Genomic DNA, 17,161 nt, shown 5'->3' with positions numbered 1-17,161 from the left:
CGGCAGAGCCGGCCGCGAAGGTGGTCTTGAATTATTCCGCGTCGGCGGTCAGCGCCTTCGACTGGGTAACCCAGCCATCGGCGCGGGCCGGAAGACCGACTTCTTCGCCGATCTTGTGTGCGGTGTCGTGGTCGAGTTCGGCGATCTGCCAGTAGTGGAAAACGCCGAGATCGTTGAGCTTCTTCTCGATCGCACCGGACACACCCGACAGCTTCTTGAGGTCGTCGGCAACGCCGCGCGGACCGGCGAGGCCCTGGAAGCCGTCGGCCTTCGGAGCCGCTGCCGCGTCTTCCTTCGGCGGGTTGGCCATGGCGCCGATATCGATGCCGGCATCGCCCTGACCGCGGGAAATACCGTCGATGGCCGCACGCGCAATGAGGTCGCAATACAGCGCGATGGCGCGGCCCGCGTCGTCATTACCCGGAACGACGTAGGTGATGCCCTTCGGGTCGCAGTTGGTGTCGACGATCGCCGCGACCGGAATGTTGAGGCGCTGAGCCTCCTGGATCGCGATATCTTCCTTGTTGGTATCGATCACGAAGATCAGGTCGGGCAGACCACCCATGTCCTTGATGCCGCCGAGCGAACGGTCGAGCTTGTCGCGCTCGCGCTGAAGCGTGAGGCGCTCTTTCTTCGTGTACTGGTTGCCTTCGGCGGAGCCCAGCATCTCTTCGAGCTGGCGCAGACGCTTGATCGAGCCCGACACCGTCTTCCAGTTGGTCAGCGTGCCGCCGAGCCAGCGCGAGTTGACGAAATACTGCGCCGAACGCTTCGCGGCTTCCGCCACGCCATCCTGTGCCTGGCGCTTGGTGCCGACGAACAGGATACGGCCGCCCTTGGCGACGGTGTCGCTCACCGCCTGCAGCGCACGATGCAGCAGCGGAACGGTCTGAGCGAGGTCGATGATGTGGATGTTGTTGCGGGCACCGAAGATGTAATCCGCCATTTTCGGATTCCATCGGTGGGACTGGTGACCAAAGTGAACGCCAGCTTCCAAGAGCTGACGCATCGAGAAATCGGGAAGCGCCATTGTGTATTCTCCGGTTGGTTCCTCCGGAAACGTGTGAGCAATGGACCTTACGGATGCGTCCGAAATGGACAGATCGTGCGGTCCGGTTGCCACCGGACGGCCTGTGACAGCCATGTTTCCGTGTGAGATGGCGCGGCTTATACCCACAGAGGGGCCATAACGCAAGGATTTGGGGGCATTATTTGCCCCCCCGCCCGCCGGGTTCCGGCGTTGAAGAGAAGGCCGGCGGGGATACCCGCCGGCCTGGCCTTTTTCAGCATTTCGGTACGTTCGGCGGACACCGCTTGGCCGGCGGGGCTGGCCGTGGTGGCGCCGGGCGCGGCGGGGCCGCTCTTGGTGGAGGGGCAGCCCGGGGTGGCGCTGCCCTTGGCGGTGGCGCTGGCCGCGCGGCCGGGGCCGGACGCGGAGGAGCCGCTGGCCGGACCATCGGCGGCGGACGCTGCGGAGCCATCCGGGGTGGCGGCGCCATACGCGGTTGAGGAGCTGCCTGATATGGTGGAGGCGCCATTCGGGGCTGGGCCTGCGGGCGAACCTGCGGCGCGGGCCGTGAGGGGGCGACAGGCCGCTGGACCTGCGGCACGGGTCGCGTTCCGGTGGGCGGCGGCGACGGCCGGGCCGATGGCGGCCTCATGGCATCCGGTCCGCGACGATCGGGACGCTGTCCCATATGGCCCGGTCCGCCCGCACCTGGACCACCGGCATTCGGAGCGCCCGGACCACCCGGACGTGCCTGCGGCGTTGCCGCGTTCGGCTGCGGTCCCCGTGCGGCGGGAGCATTCGGCACATTGCTGCGACCCGGCACCGGCAACGCATTGCGATTCGGCGTCGTGGCCGGCGTCATGGTCCGCGCACCCGGCGCAGCCGGCGGCGTGTTGGCGGCGGGACCGAACTTGCGCGGCCCCGGCAGTGGCGCGCGGCGGTCGACATTGCCGACATTGGCGCGCGGATTGATGAACGAACTCGCGGGGCGCTGCGCCTTACCCTCCTGAATGAGAGTAGCGCGCCGCTGCACCGCGCCGGGCAATGCCGTGCCGGCATTGAATTGCGGCGACAGCCGCTGACCCGCGGGGCCGTTCGGTCCCGGCCGGTTGAAGCTGCCCGGTCCACGCCGGTTGATCTGGTTGTCGATCACCGCGCGGTTGTGGATGTTGGCGAAGATGAAGTTGTGCTGCGGCGGTCGCACATAGATCGGCGGACGCACGAAGATCGGGATCGGCACGAAAATCGGCTGCGGCAGGATGAACAGATCATCCGAATAATACGGCGGCGGCAGATCGATGAAATCCTCCGGTGGCGGCGGCAGATAATAAACCGGCGGCGGTGGCGGCGGCGCAAAATCGAAATCCGGATCGGAGAACATCAGCACCGGCCGGTCGACATACACAATTTCATCCGGCGGCGGCGGCGGCACGTCGTAGTCGATCATCGCGAACGACTGCGGCGGCTCCAGCGCAGCGGACAAAATAGAAAGACGGCGGCGCGCATCGGCGGCATGCGGGCCGTGCGGATAGCGACGCAGATAGGACCAGTAGGCATCCGGCGTATCGGTGCGATAAGTCCGCCGCCATGTGATCGCCTCGCGCCGCGCAGCCACGATCACGCGCACGCGCTTGGCCATCGGATCGCCGGCATAGGCATTGAGGAAATCCTCATAGCCCTGCAGCGTGTCGCGCTCGAGTGCTGCGGCATAGGCATCCTGCGCACCCATGTCCTTGATCGGCTTGTTGCGCGCGGCGGCGGCCTGCTCGGGCGTCGCCTGCGGCGGCGCATCCGGCGCGCGGTCGAAGAACACGAATGGCGCGTCCACCTTTTGTGCGTCCCACGGCACCTGCGCTCCCTTGGTGGTTTCGTTGACGCGCAACCGCACGCGATCGAACAGTTCCGGCAACGGCAGACCGCCCGCGCGGATCATCTCGGCGAGCGCCTGCGCGTAGGCGCCATAAGCGCCCTGCTCCTCCGGCGCGACGGTGCCCGGCGCTGCGTTGAACGCGATCAGCATCTTCGGCTCGGGATCGACCAGCGCAAGACCGCTCGCGATCTGCGCATTCCCATCAATGAAGGGCTGCTGGCGCGCGATGTCGAGCACGACGACGCCCGCCTTCAGCGGCAGCGCCGCAAGCTGGCGCATGTAGTCGTTGAGGCGCAGGCCCTCGGTCGGAATGTCGGTGTCGCGCTCGATCTTGGAATCGACAGGGATGAAATAGTTCTCGCCCGCGAGTTGCAGGCCGTAACCCGAGAGATAGACCATTGCCACCGTATCGGGTCCGGAGGCTTCCGCCTTCTGGATGAAATCGCGGAAGCTGCCGCGCAGCGTATCGCCGTCGAGATCGCGCGCGCCGATCACCTCAAATCCCGCAGCCTGCAATGTCTGCGCGACGAGACCTGCGTCATTAGCGGCGGTCGCAAGCGGTGCCTTGGTGTAGGCGCCGTTACCGATCACAAGCGCGATGCGCTTTTCCTGCGGCTGCTGCGATGGCTGTTGGGCCTGACCGGATACCGGCAGCGTTGCCACGGCCAGTAAAGCGACGGCAGCAAACAATCCCACGAGACGAAACGCCATGGCAGCCTCCGATGCGATACTTCGCGATCATGGCATATTCGGCCCGGACGTGTCTGAATATTATTTGAACGGTCTCTAAAGCGTCTGTACATCCACCACGCCGGTGATCGCCTTCAGCGCACCGGCGATCTGCGGCGACACCTTGAAGCGACCTGGCAGTTTCATATCCACCTCGGTCTCGAGATCGAGCATCATCACCACTGTGACCTCGCCCGCGCTGCCCGAGCGCGCGGCTGCCCCCTGCGCATGGTCTTCAAGGCGGCGGCGGATCGATTCGACCGGCTTGCCATCGCGCAGGAATATCTTGAGCGCCATCGGCGTCTTCGCAGCCGCCTGATCGAGCAGTTCGACATTGTTGATCCGCGCGCGCACGTCTTCGCCCTGTAATTCAGCGGCCAGCTGCAGCAACACCACGAGCCCCGGCTCCAGCATGTCGCGGAATTGGCCGAGCGCCTCAGAGAACAGCACCGCCTCGAAATGTCCGGTCGGATCGGACAGGCCGATGATGCCCATCTTGTTACCGGTCTTCGTGCGACGCTCCATGCGCGACACAACCGTGGCGGCAACCTTGCCTGCGGTGCGACCGTTCTTCACCGCGTTGGAGAATTCCGCCCACGACTGCACGTTGAGCCGCTGAAGCACGACCCTGTAATCGTCAAGCGGATGACCGGAGAGGAAGAAGCCGACCGCGCCGTACTCACGCTGCAATCGCTCCGCCGGAAGCCACGGCTCGACATTCGGCAGGATCAGCGTCGGCGCGCCGCTCTGGCTGCCGAACATGTCACTCTGCCCGAGCGTGACCGCATCATGACTGCGCTGGCAGGCGGCAAGGATCGCGTCAGCGCCTGCGAACACTGCAGCGCGGTTGGGGTTGAATTCGTCGAACGCACCGGCTGCGGCGAGGCTTTCCAGCACGCGCTTGTTGATCGCACGCGGCGGCACGCGCGCGGCGAAATCCGCGAGCGAGGTGAACGGTCCGCCGTTCTTGCGCGCTTCCACGATCATGTCGATCGCATGTGTGCCCACGCCTTTCAGCGCCGCGAGGGAATAGAAGATCGTATTGCCGCCGACGGTGAAGGTGCCCTCCGAACGATTGATCGACGGCGGTTCGACCTTGATGCCAAGCCGCTGCGCCTCGGCGCGAAATTCGGACAGCTTGTCGGTGTTGCCGGTGTCGAGCGTCATCGAGGCGGCGATGAACTCCACCGGGTAATGCGCCTTCATGAACGCGGTCTGGTACGACACCAGCGCGTAGGCGGCGGCATGGCTCTTGTTGAAGCCGTAGTCGGCGAATTTCGCGAGCAGCTCGAAAATCTGCTCGGCCTGCCCCTTGGTGATGCTGTGCTCGACCGAGCCGGAGACGAAACGCACGCGCTGCTTTTCCATCTCGGCACGGATCTTCTTGCCCATCGCGCGGCGTAAGAGGTCGGCCTCGCCAAGCGAATAGCCCGCCATCACCTGCGCGATCTGCATCACCTGTTCCTGATAGATGATGACGCCGAACGTCTCCTTCAGGATCGGCTCCAGCACCGGATGCAGATATTCCGGCTCTTCGTCGCCATGCTTGCGCGCGCAATAGGTCGGGATGTTCGCCATCGGACCCGGACGATAGAGCGCGACTAGCGCGATGATGTCCTCGAAACGGTCAGGGCGCATGTCGACAAGCGCGCGCCGCATGCCCTGACTTTCAACCTGGAACACGCCGACCACGTCGCCACGCGTCAGCATCTCGTAGGTTTCCTTGTCGTCGAGCGGCAGGTGCGCCAGATCGACATGGACGTTGCGCTGCTTCAGCAGTTTCACCGCGACATCGAGCACCGTCAGCGTCTTGAGGCCGAGGAAGTCGAATTTCACAAGCCCCGCGGGCTCGACCCATTTCATGTTGAACTGGGTCACCGGCATGTCGGATTTCGGATCGCGATACATCGGCACGAGTTCGGACAGCGGGCGGTCGCCGATCACGATGCCCGCCGCGTGGGTCGAGGCGTGCCGCGTCAAACCTTCAAGACGCTGGGCGATGTCGAAAGCACGCGCCACCACTGGGTCCTCATCGCGGAACGCCTGCAATTTCGGCTCGCCCGCGATGGCAGCGGCGAGCGTCACGGGTGCGGCAGGATTCTGCGGCACCAGCTTGGTGAGCTTGTCGACCTGACCATAAGGCATCTGCAACACGCGGCCGACGTCGCGCAGCACGCCGCGCGCCTGCAGGGTGCCGAAGGTGATGATCTGGCCGACCTGATCGCGACCATAGCGCTCCTGCACGTAGTGGATCACCTCGCCGCGGCGATCCTGACAGAAGTCGATGTCGAAGTCCGGCATCGACACGCGCTCGGGATTGAGAAAGCGTTCGAACAGCAGGCCGAAGCGCAGCGGATCGAGGTCGGTGATGGTCAGCGCATAGGCCACCAGCGAGCCCGCGCCGGAGCCGCGCCCCGGCCCGACCGGAATGCCCTGCGCCTTCGCCCACTTGATGAAGTCGGACACGATCAGGAAGTAGCCCGGATATTTCATCCGCTTGATGACATCGAGTTCGAAGGCGAGGCGGTTGTAATAGTCCTCTTCGGTCTGCCCTTCCGCGAGCCCGTGCTTCTCGATCCGGTGCGCCAGCCCCTCCTTGGCCTGCCGCTGCAACTCGGCCGCCTCGGCGGCGGACGGGTCCTCGTGATGTCCGCTACCGACGGTAAAGTGCGGCAGGATCGGCTTGCGCGTTTTGGGGCGGAACGAGCAGCGCTGCGCGATCTCAACCGTGGACGCCAGCGCCTCGGGAAGATCGGCGAACAACACGGCCATCTCGGCGCGGGTCTTGAAGCGATGGTCCGGCGTCAGGTGCGCGCGCTCCGTCTCCGCGATCAACCGCCCGCCCGCGATACACAGAAGCGCATCGTGGGATTCGTAATCGTCGGCGGTAGCGAAATACGGCTCGTTGGTCGCGACCAGCGGCAGGCCCTTGCCGTAGGCAATGTCGATCAGCGCGCTCTCAACGCGCCGTTCGCTATCGAGCCCATGACGTTGCAGTTCGATATAGAGCCGGTCGCCGAACAGGCCTACCAGTTTCTCCACCCGCTGGAGCGCAAGCTCCGGCTGCTCGGCGGTGAGCGCCTGCGACACCGGCCCTTCCGGTCCGCCGGTCAGCGCGATCAGGCCGCTGGTATCATCCTTAAGCCATTCCGCCTTGACGTGGGGAATCTGCTGCCCGGGCATGTCGAGGAAGGCGCGCGAATTCAACCGCATCAGGCTGCGATAACCCTCCTGGCTCGCAGCGAGCATTACGATGCGAGCCGGTCCGAGCGCCTGCGCGTTGCGCGCATTCGGATCGACGTCGCCGAAATCGACTGCGAGCGCACAGCCGATGATCGGCTGAATGCCGACGCCCGCGAGTTTCTCGGAGAACTCCAGCGCGCCGAACATGTTGTCGCGGTCGGTCAGCGCCAGTGCCGGCTGGTGATCGGCCTTCGCAAGCTCGGCGAGCTTGGGAATCTTCATCGCGCCCTGCAGCAGCGAGTAAGCCGAGTGGACGTGAAGATGGATAAATCCGGGAGAAGCCATCCGGGCAGACTTTCGCGCGCTGGGGAATTGAAAAGGGTCGCGGGAGGCGACTCACTGCCTCAACGGTGCCGCCCGCTCCCGTCGCTGTCCATGCGTAACCACATCCTGGCTGGCGCTATCATCCCTTTCCCCAGCCTGCGGCCGCACCACGGTTCCCAGATCGTTTTACAGTTGAGGAATAAGGTGCGCCCACACCGCCACGGTTCCCACAAACAGCACCAGCGAGGCCAGTGCGGCGGCTTCCTCGAAGAACATCTTCAACATGATCGGCTCCTTGATCCCCGGAAATGCCCGGAAAGCTTGGTTGGAACATATAGAGAACAATGTTCTATATCTGTTCTTTCGTCAAGACGCACGGAAGCGTGACTGAATAAACAGCCTTAACGAAGGTTTGACGGGACAGACCCACCCCGTCACCGAACCACTGGCGTCGAAGTGTATTGACCATGGAACTGGACACGTTCACGAACGGGTTCAGACGATTCATAAGATACAGAAGATACAGACGCGCAAATTTCAGGAGACACCGATGCGCAAATTGCTTTTCGCGGCCCTCGCGCTCAGCGCGTACGCTAGCCTCGATATCACGCCGGCGGCCGCGCAGGAGTATCCTTACTGCATCCGTGGCCGCGACTACCCGGGTTTTGGCGATTGCAGCTACCCCAGTTACGCGGCTTGCGCGGCCGCAGCATCCGGCCGCTTCGCCTATTGCGAGCGTAATCCATTCATCCAGCGCGTGCCCGACGCGCCGCGTCCGGGCCGCCGCGTTTACCGCGAAACCTACTGAGGCATAAGAGACGCTGGAGGGGCCGTCATGAATGACATGATCGTACGCCGACTATCCTTGGCCTTCTCCGCGCTCGGTCTTGCCCTGTTAATGGGCGCAGCGACCTCTTCGCCTGCGCAGGCGTTGATTGACTACCCTTATTGCATGAAGGTCTATACGCGCGACCAGTACACCGATTGCAGCTATTCGACGCTGGCGCAATGTCAGATGAGCGCATCGGGCCGCTCGGCGATGTGCTACCGCGACCCGTTCTATGACGGGCCGCCCGGCAGCCCTTATGTGATCAAGCAGCCGCGCGTGCCCTATTCGCCGTTCGGCAGCAATATCGATCCTAATTACGATCCCTATCGCGCAGCGCCCGCGCCCGGACCTCATCGACAGGTCCGCCACAAGCACAAGCGCAAGACGCATCACACGCATTGATGCTGTGAGGCGCAGCCTCAGTCCAGCTCCACCACCTGCCCGTCCGCCAGCGAGACGCGGCGGTCCATCTGATTGGCCAACTGCATGTTGTGGGTCGCGATCAGCATCGCCACCTGCGTCGCCTTCACGAGTTGCATCAGTGCATTGAAGACGTGATCGGCGGTGTGCGGGTCGAGGTTGCCGGTCGGCTCGTCCGCGAACAGAACACGGGGCGCGTTGGCTACCGCGCGCGCGATCGCGACACGCTGCTGTTCGCCGCCGGACAGTTCGGCCGGGCGATGCGTGATGCGGTCGCCGAGGCCGAGATAGGCCAGGATTTCCTTGGAGCGCTGCACCGTCTCCTTGCGCGGCAGGCCACGGATCATCTGCGGCATCATCACGTTTTCCAGCGCCGAGAATTCCGGCAGCAGGCGGTGTGACTGGTAGACGAAGCCGATATCGGTGCGACGAATCTGGGTGCGGTCACCGTCCGACAGCGTCGAGGTCGGCGCGCCATTGACGTAGACCTCGCCGGAATCCGGCTGCTCGAGAAGTCCCGCGATATGCAGCAGCGTCGATTTGCCGGTGCCCGACGGCGCCACCAGCGCCACCGACTGCCCCGCCCACAGCGCGAGCTTGGCGCCGTTGAGAATGGTCAGCGTGGTTTCGCCCTGCCGGTACTGGCGATGGATGTCGTGGAGGAATACCACCGGCGCGTCGTTGTCTCCGTCTTGCATCGGCGCGCTCACTCGTATCTCAGGGCTTCAATGGGGTCGAGCCGCGCCGCGCGCCACGACGGATACAGCGTCGCCAGGAACGACAGCGTCAATGCCATGATGACGACCGCCGCTGTCTCGCCGATGCTGATCTCGGCCGGCAGCTTGGACAGGAAGTACAGTTCCGGCGAGAACAGTTCGGTATTGGTCAGCCAGGAGATGAACTGGCGGATATTCTCAATGTTCAGACAGATGATGACGCCGAGCAGGAAACCGACCAGCGTGCCGACCACGCCGATCGCCGCACCCGTGATCAGGAAGATGCGCATGATCGAGCCCTGCGTCGCACCCATGGTCCGCAGGATGGCGATGTCGCTGCCCTTGTCCTTCACCAGCATGATCAGGCCGGAAATGATATTGAGCGAAGCAACCAGCACGATCAGCGTCAGGATCAGGAACATGACGTTGCGCTCGACCTGCAGCGCGTTGAAGAAGGTCGAGTTGCGCTGCCGCCAGTCCACCATGAAGATCGGTCGCTGCGCCGCCTCCGCCACCGCCTTGCGGTATTCATCCACCTTGTCGGGATTATCGGTATAGATCTCGATGGCGGTGACATCGTTGGGGCGGTTGAAATAGGCCTGCGCTTCTTTCAGCGGCATGAACACGAAGGAGGAATCGTATTCCGACATGCCGATCTCGAACACGGCGGCGACCTTGTAGGGCTTGATGCGCGGCGTAGTGCCCATCGGCGTCACGGCGCCGCGCGGCGCAACCAGTGTGACGGTATCGCCCGCGTGTAACGACAACAGATCGGCGAGACGGCGGCCGATGGCGACGCCCTGCCCATCGTCAAAACCCTCAAGCGTGCCCTGCTTGATATTCTTGGAAATCGAGGTGAGCTTTTCGAGATCGGCGGCGCGAATGCCGCGCACCAGCACGCCGGAAGCGTTGAATGGCGAGGACGCCAGCGCCTGTCCCTCGACGATGGGTGCGGCGAGACGGATGCCCTGCACGCCATTGATGCGGTCGGCGACTTCCTTCCAGTCGGTCAGCGGCGATTCAAGCGGCTGCACCAGCAGATGACCGTTGAGACCGAGAATCTTGTCGAGCAGTTCTTTCCGAAAACCGTTCATCACCGCCATCACGATGATCAGTGTGGCGACGCCCAGCATGATGCCGAGGAACGAGAAGCCCGCGATGACCGAGATGAAGCCTTCCTTGCGCCGCGCCCGCAGATAGCGCGCCGAGATCAGCCACTCGAAAGGAGCAAAAGGGGCAGTCCGAACTGGCTCACTCATCAAATCTGTCCATCGCCCCGGATTCCATGCGAATCAGGCGAATTGTAGTCCAGGCCCACGTCCGCGCCGCCCCCGCAGCGCAATGATTCACTGCTCAATCGCACCAGCGCCGACAATGCGACGTTAAATATCGGTCATGTCAGTTGGCGGACTTCCATTTCGTCTGGAAATGGCGGGACGCCTCGTCGACGCTCATCATCTCGCGGCTGCCGTCGGCGCGTTTCTTGATCTCGACCTTACCTTCGGCGAGGCCCTTCGGTCCGACCAGAATCTGCCACGGAATACCAATCAAATCGGCGGTGGCGAACTTGCCGCCGGGCCGCTGGTCAGTGTCGTCGTAGAGAACGTCCACGCCCGCCGACGACAATTCCTTGTAGAGCTTCTCGCAGGCTGTGTCGGTATCCGTCGCACCTTGCTTGAGATTGAGAATGGCGACACGGAACGGAGCGACCTCCTCCGGCCACTGGATGCCGTTTTCGTCGTGGCAGGCTTCGATGATCGCGCCGACGAGGCGCGAGACGCCGATGCCGTAGGAGCCGCCATGGATCGGCTTCTCCGCACCGTCCGAGCCGACCACCAGCGCCTTCATCGAATCCGAATATTTGGTGCCGAAGTAGAAAATCTGGCCGACCTCGATACCGCGGGTGTTGACGCGCTTGTCGGCGGGCACTTCCTTCTCGTAGCGGGCTTCGTCGTGTACGTCCTCGGTCGCAGCGTACAACTCGGTCCACTGCTTGATGATCGGCGTGAGATCGCCGTCATAATTCACGTCCGCGCCCGGCACCGGCAGATCGAGCACATCCTTGTTGCAGAACACGCCGGATTCGCCGGTCTCCGCCAGCACGATGAACTCGTGGGACAGATCGCCGCCGATCGGCCCGGTCTCGGCGCGCATCGGGATCGCCTTCAGCCCCATGCGGGCGAAGGTGCGCAGATAGGCGACGAACATCTTGTTATAGGACAGCCGCGCGGCGGCCTCGTCGATGTCGAACGAATAGGCATCCTTCATCAGGAATTCGCGGCCGCGCATCACGCCGAAACGCGGCCGCTGCTCATCGCGGAATTTCCACTGGATGTGATAAAGGTTGAGCGGCAGGCTGCGGTACGACTTCACGTAGGCGCGGAAAATCTCCGTGATCATTTCCTCGTTGGTCGGCCCATACAGCAACTCACGCTTGTGGCGATCCTGAATGCGCAGCATCTCAGGCCCGTAGGCGTCGTAGCGGCCGCTCTCGCGCCACAAATCTGCCAGTTGCAGCGTCGGCATCAGAAGCTCGATGGCGCCGGCACGGTCCTGCTCCTCGCGGACGATCTTCTCGATCTTCTTCAGCACCCGGAAGCCGAGCGGCAACCAGGCATAAATACCCGCAGCCTCCTGCCGCATCATGCCCGCGCGCAGCATCAGCCGGTGCGAGACGATTTCCGCCTCTTTCGGCGTTTCCTTGAGGATGGGGAGAAAAAAGCGCGTCAGCCGCATGGGATGCTCTGGAATCGTGGGGCGGGAAGCCGTCACTGAAACCGGATTGGCGGGCAAAATACAAGGGTTTTACCGGCGCAGCCAGCCGTTGCTCGAACGACTGGCTGCCTTTTACCGGCTCTTTTGATGAAAACGCGGGTCGCTGCCCCGTCAGGTAGGCTCAGTGTCCCTTTTGCATATTGTCTGTGTTCTGCATTTTCATGCCGTCCATCTTCATCGCTCCGCCCGAGGCGGCGTTGTCGGCCTTCATAGCCCCGATGGAATTGACCTTGAACTCAACATCCACGGCCCCGGCCTTTTCGAAGGTCAGCCTGCCCTTGATGGTTTCTCCTTGCTTGAGAGGAGCCTTCAGTCCCATCAACATCAGATGATTACCTTCGGGATTGAGCTTCGCCGTCTGGCCGGGCTTGATCTCGATGCCGTTGGGCAAGGGCCGCATCTTCATCACGCCGCCGTCCATTTTCATTTCATGGATTTCGACATGATCCGCAGCCGATATGGACACGCCGGTCAACCGATCGGCCGTCTTGCCATTATTAGTAACCACAAGATACGCGCCGCCGACCTTGGCGCCAGCAGGCGTGGCCCGCGCCCACGGCTGCACAACCGTCAGATCGCCAGCCTTATAGTCGGTTGCGAAGGTCGGTGTGATCGCGCCAACCACCAGAAGCAGCATGGCGCTTGCAACACTTGTCATCTTCCGCATTATTTCTTCCTTTCGCTTGCTGCCCAGTTTTCGAGACTTGAAATATTGGCAGATCCTTCGATCGTGGTCGTAGTGCCGTCCTTACTCATCAGGATTGTGCGCGGAATGTCCCCCTGCCACTTGGGATCAACCTCGTAGCGAAGCCGCTCGGCGAAGGTGTCACCGAACGCCCAGTTCTCGGTGGACGCCAGCCCCGCCTGCGACACCATTGCCCGCACGGCGGCCGGCGTGTTCGGAACCAGATCGGCATCGATCATCACCACGTCCACGCCGGGATTGGCTTTCACGAACTTGCCAAGCTCCGGCAGTTCGACCTTGCACGGCCCGCAGGTGACGCCCCAGAAATGCACCAGCGTCGACCGCCCGGCATGGGCCTGCTGGATCGTTTGCCAGCTTCCGCGCTCGAACGGCCTGATCTCGATGGTGGTGGCATCGGCCAGCGCGACGTTCGCGAACAGGACCGCCGCCGCAACCGCGAACAGCCGGCCCATCAGATGCTGTTTCATGTGAGGTCTCATGTTCTCTGCCCGACCGGCTGGAAATGATAGCCGTCCTTCTTTGTCATCCACGACAGGAATACTGTGCGGCCATAGCTCACCAGCAACGGATGGTCTGAGGAATCTACCGTCGCTGCGACTGTCTTCGGCTCCGACCAGGTCTTGCCGTCATCGGTGGATTGCATCATTCGCACCGTGGTCTTCTCTCCGTCGAATTCCTTCCACGCCAGATAAGTATCTTTGGCGGTGGCAAGCACGAAGGCCCGCGCCGGATTGTGCGACGGATCGCCGATCGCGACCGGATCGGAGAATGTCGCGCCGCCATCCGTCGAGCGCGCATAGAACAGGCCCTGACGATTTTTGCCGTTGGTGTACCAGGTCGCATGATAGGTGCCGATCGGCGCGATCGACAGGCTTGGTCCCTGATGCGGACAGGCGGAAATCTTCCAATCGTCATTGCTGACGCGGTGAATAGCGCCGGGCGTTTTCAGATCGCTGAACGTCGTGATGGCGTGATCACGTACACCGCCCTCGAAGATGTTGCGGAAGATCACGACAGGCCGCCCCGGCCCGGCGAACGCCACACCGAGCCGGCAACACTCGCAGGTGTTGTCGTGCACAAGCTGCGCCTGCGAATAGACCGCGCCGTCTTTCGATGTTGCGAAGAACAGACCCGCGCCGTCATAGGCTTCGCCCTTCTTCTTCGCGGGCGCGCGGTTGCGCTTGTCGAGCCATGCCGCGAACACCGTGCCATCATTGTCGAGCGCGAGCGCCTCGAACCGCTGGCTGACATTGCTCGGCGTGATGGGCCTGATGGGAGCGAACGTCTTGCCGCCATCGGCAGAGCGCGTGGTGAAGACCTCGCCGTTAAATGCCTTATCGCGGAACGTCGAGAACGCCACGATCAAATCGCCGTGCTTGTCGATCACGATCTTGGGGCGCGCATCCGGGCCCCAGTCCATGTCGAGCTTCTGATCGGTGACGGCAACAGGCTTGCTGAAATTTCGTCCGCCATCTGTTGAGCTGGCAACGGCGACCTTGCCGCCCGCCAGCATCGCGATCCAGAGCTTGCCATCCGGCCCGAATGCGGGTGTCACCTTGGTCGCGCAAGACAGCGCGACTTCCGTGCAACCGGCATCGCTTGCGTGGCTATGCATGTCATGCGCAAGCGCTGGCGCCTGCGAAAGCATCAGCGCGGCAGCGGAAGCAATCCATTTTTTCATGATGATCTGCTTCATCGGAACGCCACCTTCATGCCGGCAATGAATGCACGCGGCGAGCCCGCGTAGATCGAGCCTGTCTTGTTTGCCAGAACGCTCGCCGAATCCTGTATGCCGGTGTTCGACACACTATTTGGGATATTATTGGCCGAGGCAACGTAGGTCCTATCGAACAGGTTGCGGACCTCAAAGTAAACATTGAGTGTCTTGAAGACGTCCGACTTCAGGCCAGTCGTATAGTGCACGTTGAGATTCACCAGTTCGTAGCCCGGCGCTTTCAGCAGATTGGCGTTGTCCATGTAGAAGGCATCCTTCCACTGGACTTCGACGAACGCGCCGAGGCCGGCATAGATGCCCGCCATCTCGTCATAGCCGAGACGCGCAGTCAGTTCGTTCGGAGAGATGCCGGGAATTTTATTGCCCGCACGATTGAAGCTGAAGCTCGCGCCGTTATTCAGTATCTCGGTGTAGTCGGTGTAGATCTCATCGAGATAGGTATAGGCGAGCGTCGCGCGCCAGCCGGGCTGGAATCGCCAGTCGGCGGCGAGTTCGATGCCGCGATGCTCCGAGCGCGGCGCGTTGAACATGAAGCTGGAATTCGGTTGGTTCGGTGGCGTTGCCTGCGACACAAGCTCGTTGCGGAAGAATTCATAGAAGCCGGTGAGGCTGACCTTGACCGTCTTGTTAGGCGTCCAGTCGACCCCGAGGTCGTAGCCGACATTCCGCTGCGGCACGAGGTTCGTGTTGTTGCCGTTCTGGCCATTGGCAAGCACGAACAGGTTGCCGAGCTGCGGCGTGCCGTAGCCGGTGCCGACGCGCGCCCGTCCCTGCCATTCGTTGTTGAACTTGTAGAGCAGCGCGAATTCGGGCGCGACGTTGGTGAACTGCTTGTCGGCTGGAGTCAGCGCTAGCGTTGCGGTCGGATCGTTGGTGGGAGGATATTTATACGCGGTGTTCACGCCTTTGAGCTGAGTGTTTTCCCAGCCGATCCCGGCGATGGAGGTCAGCGCATCGGTCAATCGCACCTCTTCGCGTGCCCGCAGGCCGAAATTGGTGTGCGTGCCGGTGACGTTCGAGGACAGCAGCCCGAGCGTGGCGTTGCCGCCCGGCATCACGTTGCGGGTGTCGCCGGACCAACTCAGCGTGTTGTAGAAGCCGCCAAAGTAAGTGGTGGAATCGAAACCGAACAACTGACCCTTGTGGGTGATGTCGCTCATGAAATTGTAGGAGGGATAATCGCCGATCGCACTGGTCGTCCCCGTCGGCTGATTGATATTGCGGTCGTCGAACACCAACTGGTTGCGCCATGTCGTCTGGTTGTCGAAATCGTGCTCCCACCGCGCACCGACGATGGTCCGGCGGTCATCGCGGTTGAGTCCCGCCTGTTCCGCAGTCTCCTTGTCTACCCCAGCAGAATTATTGAAACCGTTTTTATTGAGCGTCACCGTCGCACAACCCGGTGCCATGCCCGCAAAAGTCGAACAGCCGCGCTGGAACGGATTCTGCTCAAACTGGTTGAGCGACAGCCGGATCGGTAGCCGCGCATCGAGATTGTTGTTGATGATCTTCAGCGTGAAGCGGTCGTCGGGCGTCGCCTGATAGGTGCCGAGGAAATTCACCGTCTGGGTGTTGAACCAGCTATTGCCGATGAAGCCGTCGCCGCGTGCATCGCTCGCGAACAGCGAGGCTTCGAAGTTGCCGACTTTCTTTCCGACGGTGAAATAATTGTTGAGGTAGCCGAAGCTGCCGCCATCGATGCCGTACTCGACGCCGTCGATGCTGCCGCCGGGACGGGTGCGGAAATTCAGCGCGCCACCGGTGGCATAATTGCCGTACAGCGCCGAGGACGGCCCCCGGATCACGTCGATGGCGCCATAGGCGTGCGGATCAATCAGATCACTTCGGGAGAGGCCGTCCGGCTGGGTCACCGGAAAGCCGTCGTCGAAGATCACCATGTTGCGGATGCCGAAGCCGTTGCGCGCGTTCGAGCCGCGAATCGAGATGCCGAAATCGCGCGGCCCGTTGCCCTGCTTCACCGAGATACCAGGGCTGTCGCGCAGCACGTCGCTCACTGAAAACGACGGGCGATTGTCGAACTGATCGTGGCCAATGGTGGTCGTGGTCTGGCCGGTCGGCGATTGCGTCAGCCCCGCAAGCGCTGCCGCCGGCGTAGTGCTGCCGCCGGTCACAATCACCCGTGGCGGATTTGCTGGCGTGCTGGCGGCGGATCGCGAAGATCGTGTTGCCGCAGCCGCGCGCGCTTTCGGCTTGCGGGCGGGCTTGGCGCGCGCCGTGCGCGGCGCATCTACCGTCACCTCAGGGAGAACGTGGCCGTCGACATGATCGGCAAGGCTGGATGACGCACCAGCAAAGAGCGCACCGCAAGCGGCGAGAATCGTGACGCCACCAAGGGCGTTTGGCTTGAACATTGAAATATTCCCGATAACTGCCACGGGCAGTTGTTTCGAACATGAGAACGGCAGGCGGGTTTCGCCGCCGCGTGGACTGTCTCAATCAGGAATAGGCGGGAGGGCCGCGCGCATGCGGCCGATCATCGATTCCGCTGCTGCGGAATGGCGTCTGGCTCTCGAGCCACGCCACACGCTGATAGACGCGCTGGATGGCGACGTAAGGTGCAATGGGATGATCGAGAGTCGGTGCGACATGCGCCAGAACGCAAAGCGGGCAACAGGCCACATGATTTGCCGCGGGCGCGGCGTCGGAAGCCTCGTCGCCATGCCCTACGCAGATCACAATACCGCTGAGCGGATCGGAGGTCGCGGCGGCAGCGGCACGCATCATCGCAATCGGTGCAAAAAGCTGCACCAGAACCGCGATCATGATGATGGGAACCAAACGTCCCAGCCGCCTGCGCATTGCTACCCCCACCGGATGAAAATCCGGGTGTGACTGACTAAGCAC

The 17,161-nt window shown here is 62.6% G+C and carries 13 protein-coding genes; 2 read left to right on the top strand and 11 right to left on the bottom strand.

Annotated features, from left to right (window positions below):
- Window positions 1–31 precede the first annotated feature (31 nt).
- The 3 genes from AC1RNA_RS16735 to dnaE all read right to left on the bottom strand — a co-directional run bounded on the left by AC1RNA_RS16735 (window position 32) and on the right by dnaE (window position 7,136).
- The gene (locus AC1RNA_RS16735) at window positions 32–1,030 is read right to left on the bottom strand and encodes a 30S ribosomal protein S2 (protein WP_009340756.1); all 999 of its coding nucleotides are present in this window, start codon (window positions 1,028–1,030) and stop codon (window positions 32–34) included.
- A gap of 253 nt (window positions 1,031–1,283) precedes the next feature.
- Window positions 1,284–3,590, bottom strand: coding sequence for a caspase family protein (locus AC1RNA_RS16730; RefSeq protein ID WP_492951813.1), 2,307 nt, complete (start codon window positions 3,588–3,590; stop codon window positions 1,284–1,286).
- Between the two features lie 75 nt (window positions 3,591–3,665).
- On the bottom strand, window positions 3,666–7,136 hold the full coding sequence (dnaE, locus tag AC1RNA_RS16725) for a DNA polymerase III subunit alpha (RefSeq protein WP_492951812.1): 3,471 nt from the start codon (window positions 7,134–7,136) through the stop codon (window positions 3,666–3,668).
- A 529-nt stretch (window positions 7,137–7,665) separates the two neighbouring features.
- Here dnaE and AC1RNA_RS16720 point away from each other — a divergent pair.
- Both AC1RNA_RS16720 and AC1RNA_RS16715 read left to right on the top strand, forming a co-directional pair.
- Entirely contained in the window at window positions 7,666–7,923 is a 258-nt protein-coding gene (locus tag AC1RNA_RS16720; RefSeq protein ID WP_009340759.1) for a DUF3551 domain-containing protein, read from the top strand.
- A gap of 27 nt (window positions 7,924–7,950) precedes the next feature.
- A complete protein-coding gene (locus AC1RNA_RS16715; RefSeq protein WP_492951811.1) occupies window positions 7,951–8,346 on the top strand; it encodes a DUF3551 domain-containing protein in 396 nt (131 codons plus the stop codon).
- Between the two features lie 17 nt (window positions 8,347–8,363).
- Here the strand turns inward: AC1RNA_RS16715 and AC1RNA_RS16710 are convergent, their stop codons facing one another.
- From AC1RNA_RS16710 to AC1RNA_RS16675, 8 genes are all read right to left on the bottom strand, one after another.
- Complete coding sequence (locus tag AC1RNA_RS16710; protein WP_009340761.1) at window positions 8,364–9,062, bottom strand: ABC transporter ATP-binding protein; 699 nt, start codon at window positions 9,060–9,062, stop codon at window positions 8,364–8,366.
- Window positions 9,063–9,070: 8 nt separating this feature from the next.
- Complete coding sequence (locus AC1RNA_RS16705; protein WP_009340762.1) at window positions 9,071–10,339, bottom strand: lipoprotein-releasing ABC transporter permease subunit; 1,269 nt, start codon at window positions 10,337–10,339, stop codon at window positions 9,071–9,073.
- 139 nt (window positions 10,340–10,478) lie between these two features.
- Window positions 10,479–11,816 (bottom strand): proline--tRNA ligase, encoded by a 1,338-nt coding sequence (proS, locus tag AC1RNA_RS16700; protein WP_492951810.1) that lies wholly within the window; start codon window positions 11,814–11,816, stop codon window positions 10,479–10,481.
- A gap of 160 nt (window positions 11,817–11,976) precedes the next feature.
- Entirely contained in the window at window positions 11,977–12,492 is a 516-nt protein-coding gene (locus tag AC1RNA_RS16695; protein ID WP_492951809.1) for a copper chaperone PCu(A)C, read from the bottom strand.
- A gap of 29 nt (window positions 12,493–12,521) precedes the next feature.
- Complete coding sequence (locus AC1RNA_RS16690; protein ID WP_492951808.1) at window positions 12,522–13,028, bottom strand: TlpA family protein disulfide reductase; 507 nt, start codon at window positions 13,026–13,028, stop codon at window positions 12,522–12,524.
- 8 nt (window positions 13,029–13,036) lie between these two features.
- A complete protein-coding gene (locus AC1RNA_RS16685; protein WP_492951807.1) occupies window positions 13,037–14,257 on the bottom strand; it encodes a sialidase family protein in 1,221 nt (406 codons plus the stop codon).
- Window positions 14,254–16,668 (bottom strand): TonB-dependent receptor family protein, encoded by a 2,415-nt coding sequence (locus AC1RNA_RS16680; protein WP_492951806.1) that lies wholly within the window; start codon window positions 16,666–16,668, stop codon window positions 14,254–14,256. Before AC1RNA_RS16680 ends, AC1RNA_RS16685 begins: the two co-directional genes overlap by 4 nt.
- 85 nt (window positions 16,669–16,753) lie before the next feature.
- Complete coding sequence (locus tag AC1RNA_RS16675) at window positions 16,754–17,116, bottom strand: DUF2946 domain-containing protein (RefSeq protein ID WP_492951805.1); 363 nt, start codon at window positions 17,114–17,116, stop codon at window positions 16,754–16,756.
- Window positions 17,117–17,161 lie beyond the last annotated feature (45 nt).

It is taken from the genome of Afipia sp. GW821-FHT14H12, assembly GCF_058803465.1.
This window is presented reverse-complemented; position numbering and strand designations above follow the sequence as displayed.

What these genes read in the sequence shown, in the direction of transcription:
- AC1RNA_RS16685 (WP_492951807.1), bottom strand. Translation starts at nt 14,257, where the DNA reads ATGAAGCAGATCATCATGAAAAAATGGATTGCTTCCGCTGCCGCGCTG.
- AC1RNA_RS16675 (WP_492951805.1), bottom strand. Translation starts at nt 17,116, where the DNA reads ATGCGCAGGCGGCTGGGACGTTTGGTTCCCATCATCATGATCGCGGTT.
- AC1RNA_RS16705 (WP_009340762.1), bottom strand. Translation starts at nt 10,339, where the DNA reads ATGAGTGAGCCAGTTCGGACTGCCCCTTTTGCTCCTTTCGAGTGGCTG.
- AC1RNA_RS16715 (WP_492951811.1), top strand. Translation starts at nt 7,951, where the DNA reads ATGAATGACATGATCGTACGCCGACTATCCTTGGCCTTCTCCGCGCTC.
- dnaE (WP_492951812.1), bottom strand. Translation starts at nt 7,136, where the DNA reads ATGGCTTCTCCCGGATTTATCCATCTTCACGTCCACTCGGCTTACTCG.
- AC1RNA_RS16680 (WP_492951806.1), bottom strand. Translation starts at nt 16,668, where the DNA reads ATGTTCAAGCCAAACGCCCTTGGTGGCGTCACGATTCTCGCCGCTTGC.
- AC1RNA_RS16720 (WP_009340759.1), top strand. Translation starts at nt 7,666, where the DNA reads ATGCGCAAATTGCTTTTCGCGGCCCTCGCGCTCAGCGCGTACGCTAGC.
- AC1RNA_RS16690 (WP_492951808.1), bottom strand. Translation starts at nt 13,028, where the DNA reads ATGAAACAGCATCTGATGGGCCGGCTGTTCGCGGTTGCGGCGGCGGTC.
- AC1RNA_RS16730 (WP_492951813.1), bottom strand. Translation starts at nt 3,590, where the DNA reads ATGGCGTTTCGTCTCGTGGGATTGTTTGCTGCCGTCGCTTTACTGGCC.
- proS (WP_492951810.1), bottom strand. Translation starts at nt 11,816, where the DNA reads ATGCGGCTGACGCGCTTTTTTCTCCCCATCCTCAAGGAAACGCCGAAA.
- AC1RNA_RS16710 (WP_009340761.1), bottom strand. Translation starts at nt 9,062, where the DNA reads ATGCAAGACGGAGACAACGACGCGCCGGTGGTATTCCTCCACGACATC.
- AC1RNA_RS16695 (WP_492951809.1), bottom strand. Translation starts at nt 12,492, where the DNA reads ATGCTGCTTCTGGTGGTTGGCGCGATCACACCGACCTTCGCAACCGAC.
- AC1RNA_RS16735 (WP_009340756.1), bottom strand. Translation starts at nt 1,030, where the DNA reads ATGGCGCTTCCCGATTTCTCGATGCGTCAGCTCTTGGAAGCTGGCGTT.